We start from the raw sequence: 15908 nt of genomic DNA, 5'->3' as shown, positions 1-15908 counted from the left end.
CGACCGCTACGGCAGCCCCGTCGGCGCCTGGAACTTCTGGCAGAACAACCACTGGTACTAAACCACCAGCGGCAAAGACGCAGACGCACCCCCGAGCACGGGTACGCATGCGAGGGCCCCGGTGGCCGGCCTCCCCAGGTCCGGCCCCCGGGGCCTTCGGCTTCCCATCCCACTGGGTTCGGTGCGCGCGGGGGTTCAGTGCGCCCCCGCGCGGGCGGTCACAGGCGCTGGATGATCGTGCCGGTCGCGAGCGCACCGCCCGCGCACATGGTGATCAGCGCGAATTCCTTGTCGCGGCGCTCCAGCTCGTGCAGCGCGGTGGTGATGAGGCGGGCGCCGGTGGCGCCCACGGGGTGGCCGAGGGCGATGCCGCCGCCGTTGACGTTGACCTTCTCCAGGTCCTGGTCGAAGACCTGGGCCCAGCTGAGGACCACGGAGGCGAAGGCCTCGTTGATCTCGACGAGGTCGATGTCCTTGAGCGACATGCCGGCCTTGCCGAGGACGGCGCGCGTCGCGTCGATCGGCCCGTCGAGGTGGAAGTGCGGGTCCGATCCGACCAGGGCCTGGGCGACGATCCGGGCGCGCGGGCGGAGCTTGAGGGCGCGGGCCATCTTGCGCGAGGCCCACATCACGGCGGCGGCCCCGTCGGATATCTGCGAGGAGTTCCCGGCGGTGTGGACGGCGGTGGGCATGACCGGCTTGAGTCGGGCCAGTGCCTCCATGCTCGTGTCCCGCAGGCCCTCGTCGCGGTCGACCAGGCGCCACATGCCCTGCCCGGCGGCCTGCTCGGCCTCCGTCGTGGGGACCTGGACGGCGAAGGTCTCGCGCTTGAAGCGCTCCTCGGCCCAGGCGGCCGCGGCCCGTTCCTGGGAGCGCAGCCCGAGCCCGTCGACGTCCTCGCGGGTCAGGCCGCGGTGGCGGGCGATCCGCTCGGCGGCCTCGAACTGGTTCGGGAGGTCGACGTTCCACTCGTCCGGGAAGGGCTTGCCGGGGCCGTGCTTGGAGCCCGAGCCGAGCGGCACCCGGCTCATGGCCTCGACGCCGCAGGCGATGCCGATGTCCATGACGCCGCCGGAGATCATGTTGGCGACCATGTGGTTGGCCTGCTGGGAGCTGCCGCACTGGCAGTCCACGGTCGTCGCGGCGGTCTCGTAGGGCAGGCCCATGGCCAGCCAGGCGTTGCGGGCGGGGTTCATGGACTGCTCGCCGGCGTGGGTGACGGTGCCGCCGACGATCTGCTCGACGCAGTCGGGCTGGATCCCCGTACGGGCGAGCAGCTCGCGGTAGGTCTCGCCGAGCAGGTAGGCGGGATGGAGGTTGGCGAGCGCGCCCCCGCGCTTGCCGATCGGGGTGCGTACGGCTTCGACGATGACGGGTTCCGCGGCCATGAGCTCGTCCTCTCCTGCACTGCGCCGACGCGGCGGGCCGTCCCGGCGCCCCGCCCGAACTAGTACGCGTTCTAGTTCTCCCCGCAGTCTTATGACCCGACACCCCGTCACGCAAGGGTCTTGCACGCGGCCTGCACGGATTCCACACGCAACAGGTGGCGCGCCGACCCTTGTCACTTCTGGAACTCGTTACTACCTTCGAGCCAACTTCTGATGGGCCGTCAGACCTTGGAGTCGCCCGATGTCCTGCCCCGCGCTGCCCGAAGGATTCGACGCCACCGACCCCGACCTGCTCCAGAGCCGCGTCCCGCTCCCGGAGTTCGCGCGGCTGCGGCAGAGCGCGCCCGTGTGGTGGTGCCCGCAGCGGCGCGGCATCACCGGTTTCGACGACGAGGGCTACTGGGTCGTGACCCGGCACGCGGACGTCAAGTACGTCTCCACGCACCCGGAACTCTTCTCCTCCACCACCAATACGGCCATCATCCGCTTCAACGAGCACATCCAGCGTGATGCGATAGATGCCCAGCGGCTGATCATGCTGAACATGGATCCGCCGGAGCACACGCGCGTACGCCAGATCGTGCAGCGCGGCTTCACCCCGCGGGCCGTCCGCGGCCTGGAGGGAGCGCTTCGGAACCGCGCCCGGAAGATCGTCGAGGAGGCCGCGGCCGTGTCCGGCGACGGCAGCTTCGACTTCGTCACGCAGGTGGCGTGCGAGCTCCCGCTGCAGGCGATCGCCGAGCTGATCGGCGTACCGCAGGAGGACCGGTCGCGGATCTTCGAGTGGTCGAACAAGATGATCGCCTACGACGACCCGGAGTACGCGATCACCGAGGAGGTCGGCGCCAACGCGGCGATGGAGCTCATCGGCTACGCCATGAACCTGTCCGCCGCGCGCAAGGAGTGCCCGGCCCAGGACATCGTGACGCAGCTGGTCGCCGCCGAGGGCGAGGGCAACCTCGGCTCCGACGAGTTCGGCTTCTTCGTCCTGCTGCTGGCCGTCGCGGGGAACGAGACGACCCGCAACGCGATCAGTCACGGCATGCACGCCTTCCTCACCCACCCCGACCAGTGGGAGCTCTACAAGCGGGAGCGTCCGGCGACGGCCGCCGAGGAGATCGTGCGCTGGGCCACCCCGGTGGTGTCCTTCCAGCGCACCGCCACGCAGGACACCGAGCTGGGCGGCCAGAAGATCAAGGCGGGCGACCGGGTGGGGCTGTTCTACTCCTCCGCGAACCGCGACCCCGAGGTCTTCCGGGACCCGGAACTCTTCGACATCACCCGCGACCCGAACCCGCACCTCGGCTTCGGCGGCGGCGGCCCGCACTTCTGCCTCGGCAAATCCCTGGCGATCATGGAGATCGACCTGATCTTCAACGCCCTGGCCGACGCCCTGCCGGACCTCCGCCTGACAGGCGAGGACCCCCGACGCCTCCGCGCGGCCTGGCTCAACGGCATCAAGGAACTCCGCGTAACCCACCCCTGACCCCACCACCCCCGCGTCGCCACCTCCTATGGCGCGACCCCACCACAGCCCGGGCGCGGACCACCCATTTGAGGCACGGGCCCATCCAGCCCCGCCGGCGTTTGAAGCGCGGGGGCATCCAGCCTCGCCAACGTTTCAGGCGCGACCCATCCAGCCTCGCCAACGTTTCAGGCGCGACCCATCCAGCCTCGCCGGCGTTTGAGGCGCGGGGGCAAGGGGCGGAGCCCCAACCAGCCCACCGCCGCTTCAGGCACGGGACCCGCCCCAGCCCCGCGAGCATCTCAGGCGCGCCCCATCCAGGCGCGGGGGCAAGGGGCGGAGCCCCAACCAGCCCCGCCGGCGATTGAGGCGCGGGGCTCGGGCAGCGCCCCGGCGGCGGACACGCACCCGCCCGAGCGGCCCCCGCCGCCCCGCACCGGCACCCCGCCGGACCGGACCGGGCCGCAAGACCCCCGCCCCCCCGAAGGGCTACGGCGCGCCCACCCGCACCCTCGGCGCCACCGCCCGCTGCCCAGGCAGGCTCACACTCAGCCGCCGCGGCCCCGACAGCGCGTACACGAGCCCGAACCCGGCCCCGACGACCACCGCCCCGCCGACCGCGTCCAGCACCCAGTGGTTCGCGGTGGCGACGATCGCGCACACCGTGATCAGCGGGTGCAGCGCCCCGAGCAGCTTCTGCCAGCCCTTCGGCGCGAGTACCACGATCACGATCCCGCACCACAGCGACCAGCCGAAGTGCAGCGAGGGCATCGCCGCGTACTGGTTGGAGATCGCCGTCATGGCCCCGTACGACGGGTTGGCGAGGTCCTGCGGCCCGTGCACGGTGTCGATGAAGCCGAGACCGGGCATCAGCCGCGGCGGCGCCAGCGGGTACAGCCAGAACCCTATGAGGGCGAGGACGGTGGCCAGCCCCAGCGAGGCCCGCGCCCACCGGTAGTCCCCCGGGCGGCGCCAGTACAGGACGCCCAGGATCGTCAGCGGGACGACGAAGTGGAAGGAGGTGTAGTAGAAGTTGAAGAACGACTCCAGCCAGGGCGTGTTCACCACCGCGTGGTTCACGGCATGCTCGATGTCGATGCCCAGGACCCGCTCGGTCCCGAGGATCTGGTCGGCGTTGCCCTCGGCGAGCGAGCGGCTGGTGGGGGCGGCGGCGCGGATGTGCGAGTAGAGCGAGTACCCGACCCGTATCAGCAGGAGTTCCAGCAGCAGGTTGGGCCGCGACAGCACCCGCCGCCAGAACGGCAGCAGCGGCACCCTCGCCCAGCGCGCCGGCGCGGGCTTCCCGTAGGCGGTGGGCACCGGCGTGCGCCAGTACTCGGAGGAGCGCGGCAGGAACGGCACCGCGCAGGCCGCGGCCAGCGCGGCCAGCAGCAGCACGTTGTCGCGTACGGGGGCCAGCGGCGCCAGGTTCGGCAGCAGCACCGTGCTCGGCAGGGTCATCGCCAGGACGACGGCCACCGGCCACACGGACCGGTCGGCGGCCCGCTTGCCGACCTTGCCGGCGACGGCGAGCAGCACCCACAGCAGCTGGTGGCGCCAGCCCGCCGGGGATACCGCGACCGCCACGCAGCCGGTGACGGCGACCGCGAGGAGCAGCTGCCCGTCACGGGCGTAGCGCACCGCGCGGCGCAGGCCGACCCAGACGATGCCGGCCGCGAGGGCGGCGTAGAGAAGGACCTCGACGGGCCCGGTCAGGCCCAGGCGCAGCAGCGCGCCATGCACGGACTGGTTGGCGAGGCTGTCGGGGGCGCCGCCGAGGCCCGTGCCGGCCAGGTGCTGGGCCCAGTACGTCCAGGAGTCGCGCGGCATCGCCGCCCAGGACAGCGCGGTGGCTCCGGCGAAGGTGGCGGCGGCGGTCTTCGCGGCGGGGCGGCGCCCGGACAGCCACAGCAGCGGGGCGAACAGCAGGAGCGCCGGCTGGAGCGCGGCGGCCAGGCCCAGGAGGAAGCCGGCGGGACGGTCGGCCGGCACCCGGAACACGGCGAGGAGCACCAGCAGCACCGGAAGGACGGCCGTCTGACCGGGCGAGGCGGCCTCGCGGACGGGCAGCGAGACCATCATCAGGGCGGTCAGGACGGGCGCGGCGAGCAGCGCGGTGCGCCGCGGTACGGGATCGGGCAGGCCGCGCGCGGCGACGAGGCCGACGGCGGCCACGAACAGCAGTGTCGCGCAGGTCCAGGCCACCTCCAGCGACGGGGCGGCGAAGCCGGTCAGCGGCTTGAGGACCAGCCCGGCGAAGGGGGTCCCGGTGAACTGGCCGGTGTCGTAGAGGGTGCCGGGCAGGGCACCGGGGAGGTGGAAGCCGCTGAGCCACTCGCCCGGAGGCACGCGCAGCACCGCGGCGGCCTGTCTGACCGCCAGCGCCCCCGCCAGCGCCCACAGGAGCAGTCGCGCCGCCCCCAGCCGGCCGCTACCGCCTATGACCCCGGCATGTCCGTTCGCACCACTGTGCTCCGCCGCGTTAGCCACGCCTCGCCGGCCTCCCGCCCTGTTGAACGCAACCCTGACTTCGCCCGGCTGCCGCGCTTCGTACCGCGTTTCATTACCGGGACGACGATATCCCCCGCGGGGTACCTAGGATGGCGCGCATGAGCATCGTGAAGATCAACGCACTGACTGTGCCCGCGGAGCAGCGTGAGGTCCTGGAGCGGCGCTTCGCCTCCAGGGCGGGGGCCGTGGAGGCGTCGGACGGCTTCGAGTGGTTCGAACTGCTGCGCCCGGTGGAGGGCACCGACCAGTACCTCGTCTACACGCGGTGGCGGTCCGAGGAGGACTTCCAGGCGTGGATGGACGGCCCGATGAAGGCGGCTCACCAGGGCGGGGAGGGCGGCGGGGAGCGCCCGAAGCCTGCCGCGTCGGGGTCGTCGGTGTGGTCGTTCGAGGTTGTCCAGCAGGCCGCGCCGAAGAAGGCCTGACGCCGCAGGCATGACGGGGAGAGGCCGGCGGCGACAGCGGCGCGGCCGTCTCCCCGGGCCGCCCGGGGGGGCTTTCGGTGAAACAGGTCACGTCGCGTTCTGCCGCATGCCGAGCCGCAGGAGTGCGGGCGCGGGCCGGTGCGGGTGCGGGCGGGTGCTCAGCTCCAGAAGGCGTCGATCTCGTCGATGTCCGCGGTGCACTCGTCGATGTCGGTGACCTTGTGTCCGATGATCGTGCAGAAGAGGCCGCCGCGGATCTCGATTCCGCGGTCGCCGCGGTCGCCGCGGGAGGTGTGGATGGCCATCACGTGGCCCCGGCCGTCGGCGAGTACCGTCTCCAGGTCGACCCGGAACGTTCCCTTCGTCTCCTCCCCGAGCCGCCGGTAGAGGTCGAGGACCGCCTCGCGCCCCTTGTGGTGCCCCGACAGCGGGCTGCTGCCGGGCACGTGGTGGATGACGTCGGCCGTCATCAGCGTGCTCAGGGTCTCCATGTCGCCCTTGCCGAAGGCCTCGTAGGCGCGGCGGATGAGGGCACAGTCCGGGTGCTCCGACATGGGGGTCCACCCTCCGTAGGTGCGATTTTCCTGTTTTCCCATCATGTGCCCGTGCTTGTGGATATTCCACGCGGGAGATCGCCGCCGGACTCCACAATGACGCCATGGACACACACAGCGAATACCGCACACCCACCGCCACCTCCCCTTCCTCGCCGGCTTCGTCGGCGGCTTCGTCGTCGGCCTCCGGTACGGCCTCGACTGCGACTTCGACCGGGGCCTCGACCGGGGAGGCGGCGCGCCGTGCCGACGGCCCGTCGTGGACCGTGGCGCCGGAGGCGTTCACCACGGCCGACGCCACGCGTCTGCGCCGCGCCTACTACGCGGAGGTCGCCGGCCGGTACTGGAAACGGGCCGTCAGCGAAGCGGAGGTCGACCAGGGGCTGCTGGACTTCCCGGATGACGCGCTGGTCCCGCCCACGGGCCGGTTCCTCGTCGGCAGACTCGGCGGCGAGCCCCTGGCATGCGGCGGCATACGGCTCCTGGACCCCTCCACCGCCGAGCTGACCAGGGTCTACGTCGACCCGCGCGCCCGCGGCACCGGTGGCGGGGCGGCCCTCCTCGCGGCGCTGGAGGACGAGGGTCGCGCGCTGGGCGCCGAGCGGGTCCGGCTGGACACACGGTCGGATCTGGTGGAGGCCCGCTCGTTGTACGCGCGGCACGGGTACGCGGAGATACCCGCGTACAGCGCCGGCCCGTATGCGGAGCACTGGTTCGAGAAGAGCCTCGCCCGTCCCGTCGGAGGCCGTCCGGCACGCTAGTGCGCGGCGTGGTCCCGTCGGGGGGCGGCGTCGTAGGGCTCCTCGGCGTCGGATCCGCAGAGCTCCGTGTTGATCTCGCGGACCAGCTCGATCAGGTCCGTCGGGCGGTCCGGGCCCCACCAGTCGCCGAGCAGTTCGGCGAGGGACTCCTCCCGGGCGCCGGCGAGCTTGGCGGCGGCCACGCGCCCCTTGTGGGTCAGGATGAGGGCCAGCCCGTCCCGGGAGGCGAGCCCGCGCTCCTCGACCTGGCGGGCGGCCTCGGTGACGGCCTTCAACGGCACGGCCGTGCGCTCGGCCAGCACGGCGGGCTCGGTCGACCCGTACCTGTTGATCCGCAGCAGCAGCCAGCTGGCGGCGGGCAGCAGGTCGTATCCCGCCTTCTGCGTGATCCTCTCGTAGACGTGGCGGCGCCCCTCACGGGTGCCGAGCACGGTCAGCGCGCGGGCTACCTCGTCGTGGGAGGAGCGGTGGACGGGGTTCGAGGCGAGGGTCTCGGTGACATCGGGCGCGGTGACCGAGCCGCGCAGTGTGTCCTCCTTGAGGAACCAGGCGATGACGAAGGCGACCAGGACGACGGGCACGGCGTAGAGGAAGACGTCGGTGATGGCGGAGGCGTAGGCGTCCAGGACACGGGGCCGCAGTTCGGGGGGAAGGGCCCCGATGGCCCGGGGGTCGGCCTCCAGCTGGGCGACGTCCGCCCCCGGGGGCAGCGCGACTCCGGCGAGGGAGGAGGACAGCTTGTCGTCCAGGCCGTTGGTGAAGACCGTGCCGAAGATCGCGACGCCGAAGGAGGCGCCGATGGAGCGGAAGAAGGTGGCGCCCGAGGTGGCGACGCCGAGGTCGGCGTAGCTGACGGAGTTCTGCACGACCAGTACGAGCACCTGCATGACCAGTCCGAGGCCGGCGCCGAAGACGAAGAAGTAGACGCTCATCTCCCAGGTCGAGCTGGTGCGCTGCAGCTGGTGCAGCAGGAGCAGGCCGACGGCGGTGACGGCGGTACCGGCGATGGGAAAGACCTTCCAGCGTCCGGTGCGGCTGACGACCTGGCCGGAGGCGGTGGAGGAGATGAGCATGCCGACCACCATCGGAAGCATGTGGACGCCGGACATGGTCGGCGAGACGCCCTGGACGACCTGGAGGAAGGTCGGCAGGTAGACCATCGCCCCGAACATCGCGAAACCGATGACGAAGCTGATGATCGAGCAGAGGGTGAAGGTGCGGATGCGGAACAGCGTGAGCGGCAGGACGGGTTCGGCGGCCCTGCGCTCCACGAGGACGAAGACGGCGATCAGCACGACGCTCAGGACGGCCAGTCCGATGATCCGGGCCGATCCCCAGCCCCAGGTGCCGCCGAGGGAGGCGACGAGCACGAGGCAGGTGGCGACGCAGGCGATGAGGAAGGTGCCGAGGTAGTCGATGGTGTGCTTCGAGGAGCGGGACGGGATGCGCAGCGCGCCGGCGATGACGGCCAGCGCGATGAGACCGATGGGGAGGTTGATGTAGAAGACCCAGCGCCAGGACAGGTGGTCGACGAACAGTCCGCCCAGCAGCGGGCCGAGGACGCTGGTCGCTCCGAAGACGCCGCCGAAGAGGCCCTGGTACTTGCCTCGTTCGCGGGGCGGGACGATGTCGCCGACGATCGCCATGGACAGCACGATGAGGCCGCCGCCGCCGAGGCCCTGCAGGGCGCGGAAGCCGATGAGCTGGGGCATGTCCTGCGCGATGCCGCAGAGGGCGGAGCCGATGAGGAAGAGGACGATGGCGTACTGGAAGAGCTTCTTGCGGCCGTACTGGTCGCCGAGCTTGCCCCACAGGGGGGTGGCCGCGGTGGAGGCCAGCATGTAGGCGGTGACGACCCAGGACAGGTGCGCCATGCCGCCGAGCTCGCTGACGATGGTCGGAAGGGCGGTGGAGACGATGGTCTGGTCGAGCGCCGCGATCAGCAGGCCGAGCAGCAGTGCGCCGATGGAGACGAGTACTTCGCGCGTGGGGTGCTCGGCGTCGGGGCCGGCCTTTCGCGGCCCGGAACCGGGGCCCGCGGCCCCCGTGGTCACATCCTGCGCCATCGATTCCTCCTCTGGCCGGATCAACATCTCCATCCTGAGCGGTGTGTCCGGTTATGGCCTCTCGGAGAGGTTGGGAGGTCCTCGGAGGGTCTGCATAATCGCAGGCAATGATGGCCAGGAAGGGATTCCAGTGAGCGGTGAGCACTGTCCAGATTGCGGCGCTGTCGGTGCCGGCTGCCGGTGTGCGCCGGGTGCGGGTTTCGATCCCTTGCGCATCCGCCCGTACGTGACGCTGCCCGATCCCGTCGAACCGGACGAGCCGCCGGTCACGGGCATGGTGGCTCCCGGGTACGACACGGCGCACGGGAGACCTCACGAGATACCGCACGCCGAACGCCGCGGCGGCCGGGGTGCGTTTCAGGGGTCCGGCGAGGCGGCGGCACCGGGACGGCACGACGAAACCCCGGCGTACGGCGTTCCCGTACCGCCGCCCGGCCGGCCCTGGCCGGACGCCCCGCCGACGCCGCCCCGCGCGGCCGACACGGTCCAGCTCGGCACAGTCCCGCCCGGCGGCGCGGCACCGCCCGGCACAGTCCCGCCCGGCGGCGCGGCACCGCCCGGCGCGGGCCTGCCCGGCGGCGCGGGACTGCAGGAACGGGGGACGCCGTTCAACAGGGGAAGGGGTGGGGGCGGGGGCGGGGGCCCCGAGGGGCGGGTCGGCTCGCCGTCCCGGCGTCGCCTGCTGCTGCCGCTCCTGCTCGGCGGCGCCGCGACCGTAGCCCTCGGCGGGACGGCGCTGGCTCTGTGGGCGCTTCCGGGCTCGGGGGACGGGGGCACGGCCCGGCTGGATGCCGCGGCGTCGGCCCCGCCGTCGAGCGCGGCGCCGGCCGTACCGTCGCCGGACCCCACCGCCGGCCCCACGGGCCCCTCCGCGTCCCCGTCGGCCTCCGCGTCCGCGTCCCCCTCGCCCAGCGCCTCGCGCTCCGCGTCCCCCTCCGCCTCCCCCAGCCCCTCCGTGTCGTCCTCGTCCTCGGCGTCCCCGTCCCGGACCCCGTCCCCGAGCGCGAGCCGCGCCCCCAGCTCGTCGCCGCCGCGTCCCGCGCCGGGCCCGACCCTGCGGTACGGGGACTCGGGCGCGGAGGTCGAGAAGCTGCAGCGGCTGCTGGCCGCGGAGGGGCTGTACCAGGGCAGGGTGCACGGGAAGTTCGACTGGCGGGTGGAGAACGCCGTGTCGACCTTCCAGTACGAGAGCGGCATCGACGACGAGGAGTGGGGCGTCTACGGCCCCGTGACGCGTCAGGCACTGGAGGGATGAGGGTCACACCCGCGAGAGTGGCGAGACCGCCCCGTATTTTGTATCGTGAAGGAACAAAGTGGTTCCGTCCTCAACCCCTGACCGGGGGACGGAACCGCTTGTTTTCTTTCCGGCCCGTCACACACCGCCCCACCGCACCTCCCGCACTGTCTGGAGACCCGCCGATGTCGGCAAGCACCACCACCACGCCCCTCGTCCTCACCGCCAAGGCCCTGCTCCTGGACATGGACGGGACGATCGTCAACTCGGACGCGGTGGTCGAACGCTGCTGGCGGGAGTGGGCGGTGTCGCACGGGCTGGACCCGGAGGAGGCACTCAAGGTGGTCCACGGCCGCCAGGGCTACGCCACCATGGCCATCCTCCTCCCCGATCGGCCGGTCGAGATCAACCACGCGGAGAACGCGGTGATGCTCGCCCGCGAGACCGCCGACACCGACGGCGTGGTCCCGGTCGCGGGCGCCCCGGAGTTCATGGCCGCCATCGACGGCCTCCCGCACGCCCTGGTCACCTCCGCCGACACGGCCCTGGCCACGGCCCGGATGACCGCCGCCGCATTGCCGATGCCCGCGGTGCGGGTCACCGCCGAGTCGGTGCGGGCCAGCAAGCCCCACCCCGAGGGCTTCCTCAAGGGCGCCGCCGCCCTGGGCGTGGATCCGGCCGACTGCGTCGTCTTCGAGGACTCGGCCGCGGGCATCGCCGCCGGCCGCGCGGCGGGCATGCGCGTCATCGGCGTCGGCCCGCGCGCCGCCGCCCACGCCCCTACGGCCCACGTCCCGGACCTGACCTCGCTGACCGTCACGCCCGCCGCCGACGGCTCGATCGACATCACCATCCGGCCCGCGGCCTGACCGGGACGGCTGTCGGCCGGCCCGCGTCCCCCACCGGGGGTCACCGCTCGTACTGAGGTGGCCGCTCGTCCCGGTGGCGGGCGTTCCCCGCGGGCGAGAACCCGCGACGCGGGGCCCCGAGGCCCCGAGGCCCCGAGGCCCCGAAGGATCGCGGCCCGCGACGGTCCCCCCGGACAACACCAGCCCTGCTGTTCCCCCCGAGGACCGGCGCCTACGGCCTGCCGGGAAGCCGCACCGTGACGAGGAGCCCGCCGGCGGGGCGCGGGGCGAGGTCCAGGGTCCCGTCGTGGGCGCGGACGATGCTCCGCACGATGGCCAGGCCGAGGCCGACACCGGCGTGCTCGTCGGTGCGTACCCGCTCCGTTCCGCGCCGGAAGGGTTCGGTGAGGGTCGGTACCAGTTCCGGTGGCAGTCGGCGGCCCGAGTTCTCGACCCGCAGCACGCTCGTGTCACCGTGGGGCTCGGTGTGGACCGTGACGGTGCCGCCGGCGGGGTGGTTGTGGACGACGGCGTTCTGGACGAGGTTCGTCACCAGGTGCAGGAGGAGCTCCGCGGACCCGCTGGTCGGGGCCGTCCCGCCGGTGACGTCGAGGGTGATCCGGCGGCGTTCGGCGAGGGGGAGCAGCGTCTCCGCCGCCTCCTCGGCGAGGAGGGAGAGGTCGACGCTCTCGCGGGTGACGTGTCCGCGGTCGCCGCGGCTGAGCAGCAGGAGGGCTTCGGTGAGGTCGATCGCCCGCGTGTTGACAGCGTGCAGGCGTTCGACGAGTTCGTCCCGGTCCCGGGTGGGGTCCTTGCGGGCGACATCGAGGAGCGTCCGTGAGATCGCCAGCGGGGTGCGCAGTTCGTGGGAGGCGTTCGCGGCGAACCGCTGCTGCTCGGCGACGTGGGACTCAAGTTGTTCGAGCATCGAGTCGAACGTGTCGGAGAGTTCGCGGAATTCGTCCTGGCGGCCCGCCATGCGGATGCGGTGGGACAGCGACCCGTTTCCGGCCGTGCGGGCCGCGTCGGCGATCTGTGTGAGGGGTGCGAGCATGCGGCCGGCCAGGATCCATCCGCCGAGGAGGCCGAACACGAGCAGGCCCGCCATGGCCACGGCCGCGGCGGGGGCGAACGTGCGCACGAGGAGGTAGCGGTTGGGGGAGACCCCGAGGAGGCCCTGGGAGTTGTCGGGGACGTAGCGCAGCAGGTACATCCATACGACGGCCAGCAGGAGGGCTCCGGCGAGGAGGAGGAATCCCGCGTAGCTGAGGGTGAGTTTCAGTCGGGCGCTGGGGCCGGGGCGTCTACGCATGCGTGCTGCCGCGGCGGGTGGGGTCCGTAGGGGTGTCGATCCGGTAGCCGACGCCGGGCACGGTGGCGATGGTCCATGGTTCGCCGAGTCGTTTGCGCAGTGCGGAGACGGTGATGCGTACGGCGTTGGTGAGGGGGTCGGCGTTCTCGTCCCAGGCCCGTTCCAGCAGTTCCTCGGCGCTGACGACACCGCCCTCGGCGGCGATGAGGACTTCCAGGACGGCGAACTGCTTGCGGGTGAGTGCGACGTGGCGTCCGTCGCGGAAGACCTCGCGGCGGAAGGGGTCGAGCCGCAGGCCGGCGATCTCGCGGACCGGGGGCCGGGCGTGGGCGCGTCGCCGGTCGAGGGCCCTGAGGCGCAGGACGAGCTCGCGCAGTTCGAAGGGTTTGGTGAGGTAGTCGTCGGCGCCGAGTCCGAAGCCGGAGGCCTTGTCGTCGATCCGGTCGGCGGCGGTGAGCATGAGGATCGGCATGCCGCTGCCGGAGGCGACGATGCGGCGGGCGACCTCGTCGCCGGAGGGGCCGGGGATGTCGCGGTCGAGGACCGCGAGGTCGTAGGTGTTGACGCCGAGCAGTTCCAGGGCGGAGTGGCCGTCGCCGGCGATGTCGGCGGCGATGGCCTCCAGCCGCAGGCCGTCGCGGACGGCTTCCGCCAGGTAGGGCTCGTCCTCGACGATCAGCACACGCATGGGTGCAGCCTAAGCAGCGCCGCGTATCGCCGCCGTATGCGAAGGCGGGTGCGCGCCGGGCACGCCGCTCAGCGCGCCGCGACCAGTGCGGGCCGGGGCCGGTCGGGCGACGCGTCCGCCCTGGTGCGCCACCAGCGGCGTGAGGCGACTGCGGCCAGCGCCGCGCCGGCGGCGTTGACCAGTACGTCGTCCACGGAGGACACCCGGTCCAGCCGTAGGACGTACTGGGCGGTTTCGACCAGCACCGAGCAGCCGGCTCCGAGGGCCAGGATCCGGGGCAGGGAGGCCAGCGCCGCGCACCGCACGGGTGCGAAGAAGCCCAGCGCCGCGAAGACCAGCAGGTTGCCGATGATCCCGCCGGGTCCCATCGTGAGCAGGTCCCGCAGCGGTATGAGGCTCGTCCGGCCGGGGACGGTGCCGGGCGCGGCCCCCGGCATCAGGGTCATCCAGAGGAAGGGCACCGTCCCGTGGACCATGCCCACCTCGGCCAGCGACAGCCGCCACGCCGACGGGACGCCGGCGGCGCGCCGTCGGCGTGCCAGGGCCCACGCCGCGAGCAGGGCCACCGGCACGGCGAGCAGGGTCATGAGGACGACGCCGTTGAAGGTGTCGAAGCAGCCGTGCCACCGCCCGGCCATGCACGCGGGCGCGGCCATCAGCAGCGGCCGCCGCAGGACGAGGACGGCGCCCGCCACGGCGAGGATCGCGGCGCAGAGGAGCACGATTTCGCGCGTGCGGCGGCGCGGGGGTGCGTGGTGGTCCATGCCCTGATGGGACGCGAGGGGGCGTTGCCGTGCCGTATGCGTTTCTCGATACGCCCGCGATATCTCCGGCGGGGGAGGGCCGTCAGCCCGCGATGGCCTCGTAGAGGGAGAAGGCGGCCAGGGCGGCCATGACGGCAGCGGCGATCTTGGTGATGAGGCGCAGCGGCACGTACCTCATGAGCGTGCGTCCGCCCAGGATGCCGATGCCGGCGACCGCCCAGAGGGCGAGTACGGCGCCGAGGCCGACGGAGACGGGGTTGTCGTAGCGGGCGGCGAGGTTGGCGGTCATGATCTGGGTGAGGTCTCCGAACTCCGCCACCAGGATCAGCATGAAGCCCGCTCCGGACACCTTCCAGAAGGACTGGTCGGCCGGCGGCTTGACCTCCTCGTCCTCGTCGTTCTTCTTCAGGAGCAGCATCGCCGCGCCCGCGAGGAAGAGGAGGCCGACGACGGCCTGGACGAGGCGGTGCGGGAGGAGGGTGAGGACGCTGCCCGCGGCGATCGCCAGTGCGACGTGGACGGTGAAGGCGGCGGCGACGCCCGCGAAGACGTACGAGGCGCGGTAGCGGGTACCGAGCATCAGGCCGGCGAGGGCGGTCTTGTCGGGGAGTTCGGCGAGGAAGACGACGCCGAAGGCGATCGCCGTGACGCTGAAGCTGAACACGGGGTGGAACCTCGATCGGTCGGGCAGGACGCCAGCGGTACCGAGAGACCTGGGGTGGTGCGGGGGTCGCTTCGGCTCGGCGGCGCCCTGGGGTGCGCGGGCGCGCACGAGGGCGCCTACGCGGGACAGGACACTGCGGCCGAAGGTCTCGCTGGCCCGCCGCCGTGGTGCGCGGCTTGCCTCCGGGCGCCGGCTGGGGTGACCCAGCAGTATGTCGACGGTCCGGCGAAGAGCTACTCCCCTTCTGCTCCGTACAGGGTACGTGACGCGCGGGGGTGGCCGGTATGGGCCTTTGGTCCCGGCTTCGGGTGACTCGGCTGGGGCGGCATCCGCTCCACCTGCGTGCGGAACGTCAACTTCCGCTCAATCCGGCCCCGTTGACCACTTGATGTGACGTGCCCATGTCGCCAGGCTGTCATCTGGCGCCCATCCCCGTGACATCCGGCGCCGCAAGCATGGCCGCGCCCCGCCGGGGCCGTACAGCCACACCCCCCGCACCCAGGGAGCCCTCATGGCACTCATATCCAGCGTCTACGCGCGTCGCATTGGCGTGCTCGCGTCAGTAGCGGCGCTCGCTTCCCTCACCTCCCTCGTCAACGCCCCGACCGCCGCGGCCGCGCCGCCCACCCCCATCAGCGCCTCGGCCGCCCGCTCCTACCTGGCGACCGTCACGCCGAAGGCGGAGGGGTCCAGCAGCGGCTACAGCCGCGACCTCTTCCCGCACTGGAGCACCGTCTCCGGCAGCTGCAACACCCGCGAGACCGTCCTCAAGCGCGACGGCGTGAACGTCGTCCAGGACTCCGCCTGCGCCGCCGTGAGCGGAAGCTGGTACTCCGAGTACGACGGCGCCACCTGGACGGCCGCCTCGGACATCGACATCGACCACATGGTCGCCCTGGCCGAGGCCTGGCGCTCCGGGGCCAGTTCCTGGACCACCAGCAAGCGCCAGCAGTTCGCCAACGACCTCAGCCGCCCGCAGCTCATCGCGGTCACCGACAACGTCAACCAGGCCAAGGGCGACCTCGACCCGGGCAAGTGGCTGCCGCCGCGCACCGCGTACCGCTGCACATACGCGCGCATGTGGGTCCACGTGAAGCAGCACTGGGGCCTGAGCATGGACTCGGGCGAGAAGACGGCCCTGGTCAACATCCTGAACGGCTGCTGACGCACGCGGAGATCCTCCCCCCGCCTCTCCCCCGCCAGGGGGAGGCGGAGCGGCCCCTCCGCG

General features: G+C 72.4%; 14 protein-coding genes. 6 read left to right on the top strand and 8 right to left on the bottom strand.

What is annotated here, in order from left to right; genetic code table 11:
• Positions 1-218: 218 nt before the first annotated feature.
• Complete coding sequence (locus ACFWUQ_RS07595; RefSeq protein WP_384534221.1) at positions 219-1388, bottom strand: steroid 3-ketoacyl-CoA thiolase; 1170 nt, start codon at positions 1386-1388, stop codon at positions 219-221.
• Between the two features lie 241 nt (positions 1389-1629).
• Here ACFWUQ_RS07595 and ACFWUQ_RS07590 point away from each other — a divergent pair, with 241 nt between their 5' ends.
• On the top strand, positions 1630-2874 hold the full coding sequence (locus ACFWUQ_RS07590) for a cytochrome P450 (RefSeq protein WP_384534219.1): 1245 nt from the start codon (positions 1630-1632) through the stop codon (positions 2872-2874).
• Positions 2875-3342: 468 nt separating this feature from the next.
• On the opposite strand, the gene ACFWUQ_RS07585 is transcribed toward ACFWUQ_RS07590, so the two are convergent.
• Complete coding sequence (locus tag ACFWUQ_RS07585; RefSeq protein ID WP_384534217.1) at positions 3343-5343, bottom strand: bifunctional glycosyltransferase 87/phosphatase PAP2 family protein; 2001 nt, start codon at positions 5341-5343, stop codon at positions 3343-3345.
• A 119-nt stretch (positions 5344-5462) separates the two neighbouring features.
• Here ACFWUQ_RS07585 and ACFWUQ_RS07580 point away from each other — a divergent pair, with 119 nt between their 5' ends.
• Complete coding sequence (locus tag ACFWUQ_RS07580; protein WP_384534214.1) at positions 5463-5789, top strand: antibiotic biosynthesis monooxygenase family protein; 327 nt, start codon at positions 5463-5465, stop codon at positions 5787-5789.
• A gap of 158 nt (positions 5790-5947) precedes the next feature.
• Here the strand turns inward: ACFWUQ_RS07580 and ACFWUQ_RS07575 are convergent, their stop codons facing one another.
• Positions 5948-6343, bottom strand: coding sequence for a nuclear transport factor 2 family protein (locus tag ACFWUQ_RS07575; RefSeq protein ID WP_384534212.1), 396 nt, complete (start codon positions 6341-6343; stop codon positions 5948-5950).
• Between the two features lie 266 nt (positions 6344-6609).
• Between ACFWUQ_RS07575 and ACFWUQ_RS07570 the strand changes: the two genes are divergently transcribed.
• The gene (locus ACFWUQ_RS07570) at positions 6610-7104 is read left to right on the top strand and encodes a GNAT family N-acetyltransferase (RefSeq protein ID WP_384534244.1); all 495 of its coding nucleotides are present in this window, start codon (positions 6610-6612) and stop codon (positions 7102-7104) included.
• Here ACFWUQ_RS07570 and ACFWUQ_RS07565 read toward each other — a convergent pair.
• Entirely contained in the window at positions 7101-9170 is a 2070-nt protein-coding gene (locus tag ACFWUQ_RS07565; protein WP_384534209.1) for a DHA2 family efflux MFS transporter permease subunit, read from the bottom strand. The genes ACFWUQ_RS07570 and ACFWUQ_RS07565 overlap by 4 nt on opposite strands.
• Before the next feature lie 226 nt (positions 9171-9396).
• Here ACFWUQ_RS07565 and ACFWUQ_RS07560 point away from each other — a divergent pair, with 226 nt between their 5' ends.
• Together ACFWUQ_RS07560 and ACFWUQ_RS07555 are read left to right on the top strand one after the other, a co-directional pair.
• Positions 9397-10425, top strand: a complete 1029-nt coding sequence (locus tag ACFWUQ_RS07560) for a peptidoglycan-binding protein (RefSeq protein WP_384534207.1) — start codon at positions 9397-9399, stop codon at positions 10423-10425.
• Positions 10426-10589: 164 nt separating this feature from the next.
• Positions 10590-11273, top strand: coding sequence for an HAD-IA family hydrolase (locus ACFWUQ_RS07555; RefSeq protein ID WP_384534204.1), 684 nt, complete (start codon positions 10590-10592; stop codon positions 11271-11273).
• A 211-nt stretch (positions 11274-11484) separates the two neighbouring features.
• Here the strand turns inward: ACFWUQ_RS07555 and ACFWUQ_RS07550 are convergent, their stop codons facing one another.
• From ACFWUQ_RS07550 to ACFWUQ_RS07535, 4 genes are all read right to left on the bottom strand, one after another.
• Positions 11485-12564, bottom strand: a complete 1080-nt coding sequence (locus ACFWUQ_RS07550; RefSeq protein ID WP_384534201.1) for a sensor histidine kinase — start codon at positions 12562-12564, stop codon at positions 11485-11487.
• Positions 12557-13252 carry a response regulator transcription factor gene (locus ACFWUQ_RS07545; protein WP_384534199.1) on the bottom strand — a complete coding sequence of 232 codons (696 nt, stop codon included), beginning with the start codon at positions 13250-13252 and terminating at the stop codon, positions 12557-12559. Before ACFWUQ_RS07545 ends, ACFWUQ_RS07550 begins: the two co-directional genes overlap by 8 nt.
• Positions 13253-13320: 68 nt before the next feature.
• The gene (locus ACFWUQ_RS07540; RefSeq protein WP_384534196.1) at positions 13321-14016 is read right to left on the bottom strand and encodes a VanZ family protein; all 696 of its coding nucleotides are present in this window, start codon (positions 14014-14016) and stop codon (positions 13321-13323) included.
• An 82-nt stretch (positions 14017-14098) separates the two neighbouring features.
• Positions 14099-14680: a TMEM165/GDT1 family protein gene (locus ACFWUQ_RS07535; protein ID WP_384534193.1), complete on the bottom strand. Its 582-nt coding sequence runs from the start codon at positions 14678-14680 to the stop codon at positions 14099-14101.
• A 520-nt stretch (positions 14681-15200) separates the two neighbouring features.
• On the opposite strand from ACFWUQ_RS07535, the gene ACFWUQ_RS07530 reads away from it, so the two are divergent.
• Complete coding sequence (locus ACFWUQ_RS07530; RefSeq protein ID WP_384534241.1) at positions 15201-15845, top strand: HNH endonuclease family protein; 645 nt, start codon at positions 15201-15203, stop codon at positions 15843-15845.
• Positions 15846-15908 lie beyond the last annotated feature (63 nt).

The organism is Streptomyces sp. NPDC058662 (genome assembly GCF_042716255.1).
Lineage (GTDB): Bacteria > Actinomycetota > Actinomycetes > Streptomycetales > Streptomycetaceae > Streptomyces.
Note: the sequence above shows the minus strand (reverse complement) of the source record. Positions and strands in the feature narration are given on the sequence as shown.

Excerpts from the sequence above, each read along its gene's own strand:
- ACFWUQ_RS07595 (WP_384534221.1), bottom strand. The coding sequence starts at position 1,388 with ATGGCCGCGGAACCCGTCATCGTCGAAGCCGTACGCACCCCGATCGGC.
- ACFWUQ_RS07590 (WP_384534219.1), top strand. The coding sequence starts at position 1,630 with ATGTCCTGCCCCGCGCTGCCCGAAGGATTCGACGCCACCGACCCCGAC.
- ACFWUQ_RS07580 (WP_384534214.1), top strand. The coding sequence starts at position 5,463 with ATGAGCATCGTGAAGATCAACGCACTGACTGTGCCCGCGGAGCAGCGT.
- ACFWUQ_RS07575 (WP_384534212.1), bottom strand. The coding sequence starts at position 6,343 with ATGTCGGAGCACCCGGACTGTGCCCTCATCCGCCGCGCCTACGAGGCC.
- ACFWUQ_RS07565 (WP_384534209.1), bottom strand. The coding sequence starts at position 9,170 with ATGGCGCAGGATGTGACCACGGGGGCCGCGGGCCCCGGTTCCGGGCCG.
- ACFWUQ_RS07555 (WP_384534204.1), top strand. The coding sequence starts at position 10,590 with ATGTCGGCAAGCACCACCACCACGCCCCTCGTCCTCACCGCCAAGGCC.
- ACFWUQ_RS07550 (WP_384534201.1), bottom strand. The coding sequence starts at position 12,564 with ATGCGTAGACGCCCCGGCCCCAGCGCCCGACTGAAACTCACCCTCAGC.
- ACFWUQ_RS07545 (WP_384534199.1), bottom strand. The coding sequence starts at position 13,252 with ATGCGTGTGCTGATCGTCGAGGACGAGCCCTACCTGGCGGAAGCCGTC.
- ACFWUQ_RS07540 (WP_384534196.1), bottom strand. The coding sequence starts at position 14,016 with ATGGACCACCACGCACCCCCGCGCCGCCGCACGCGCGAAATCGTGCTC.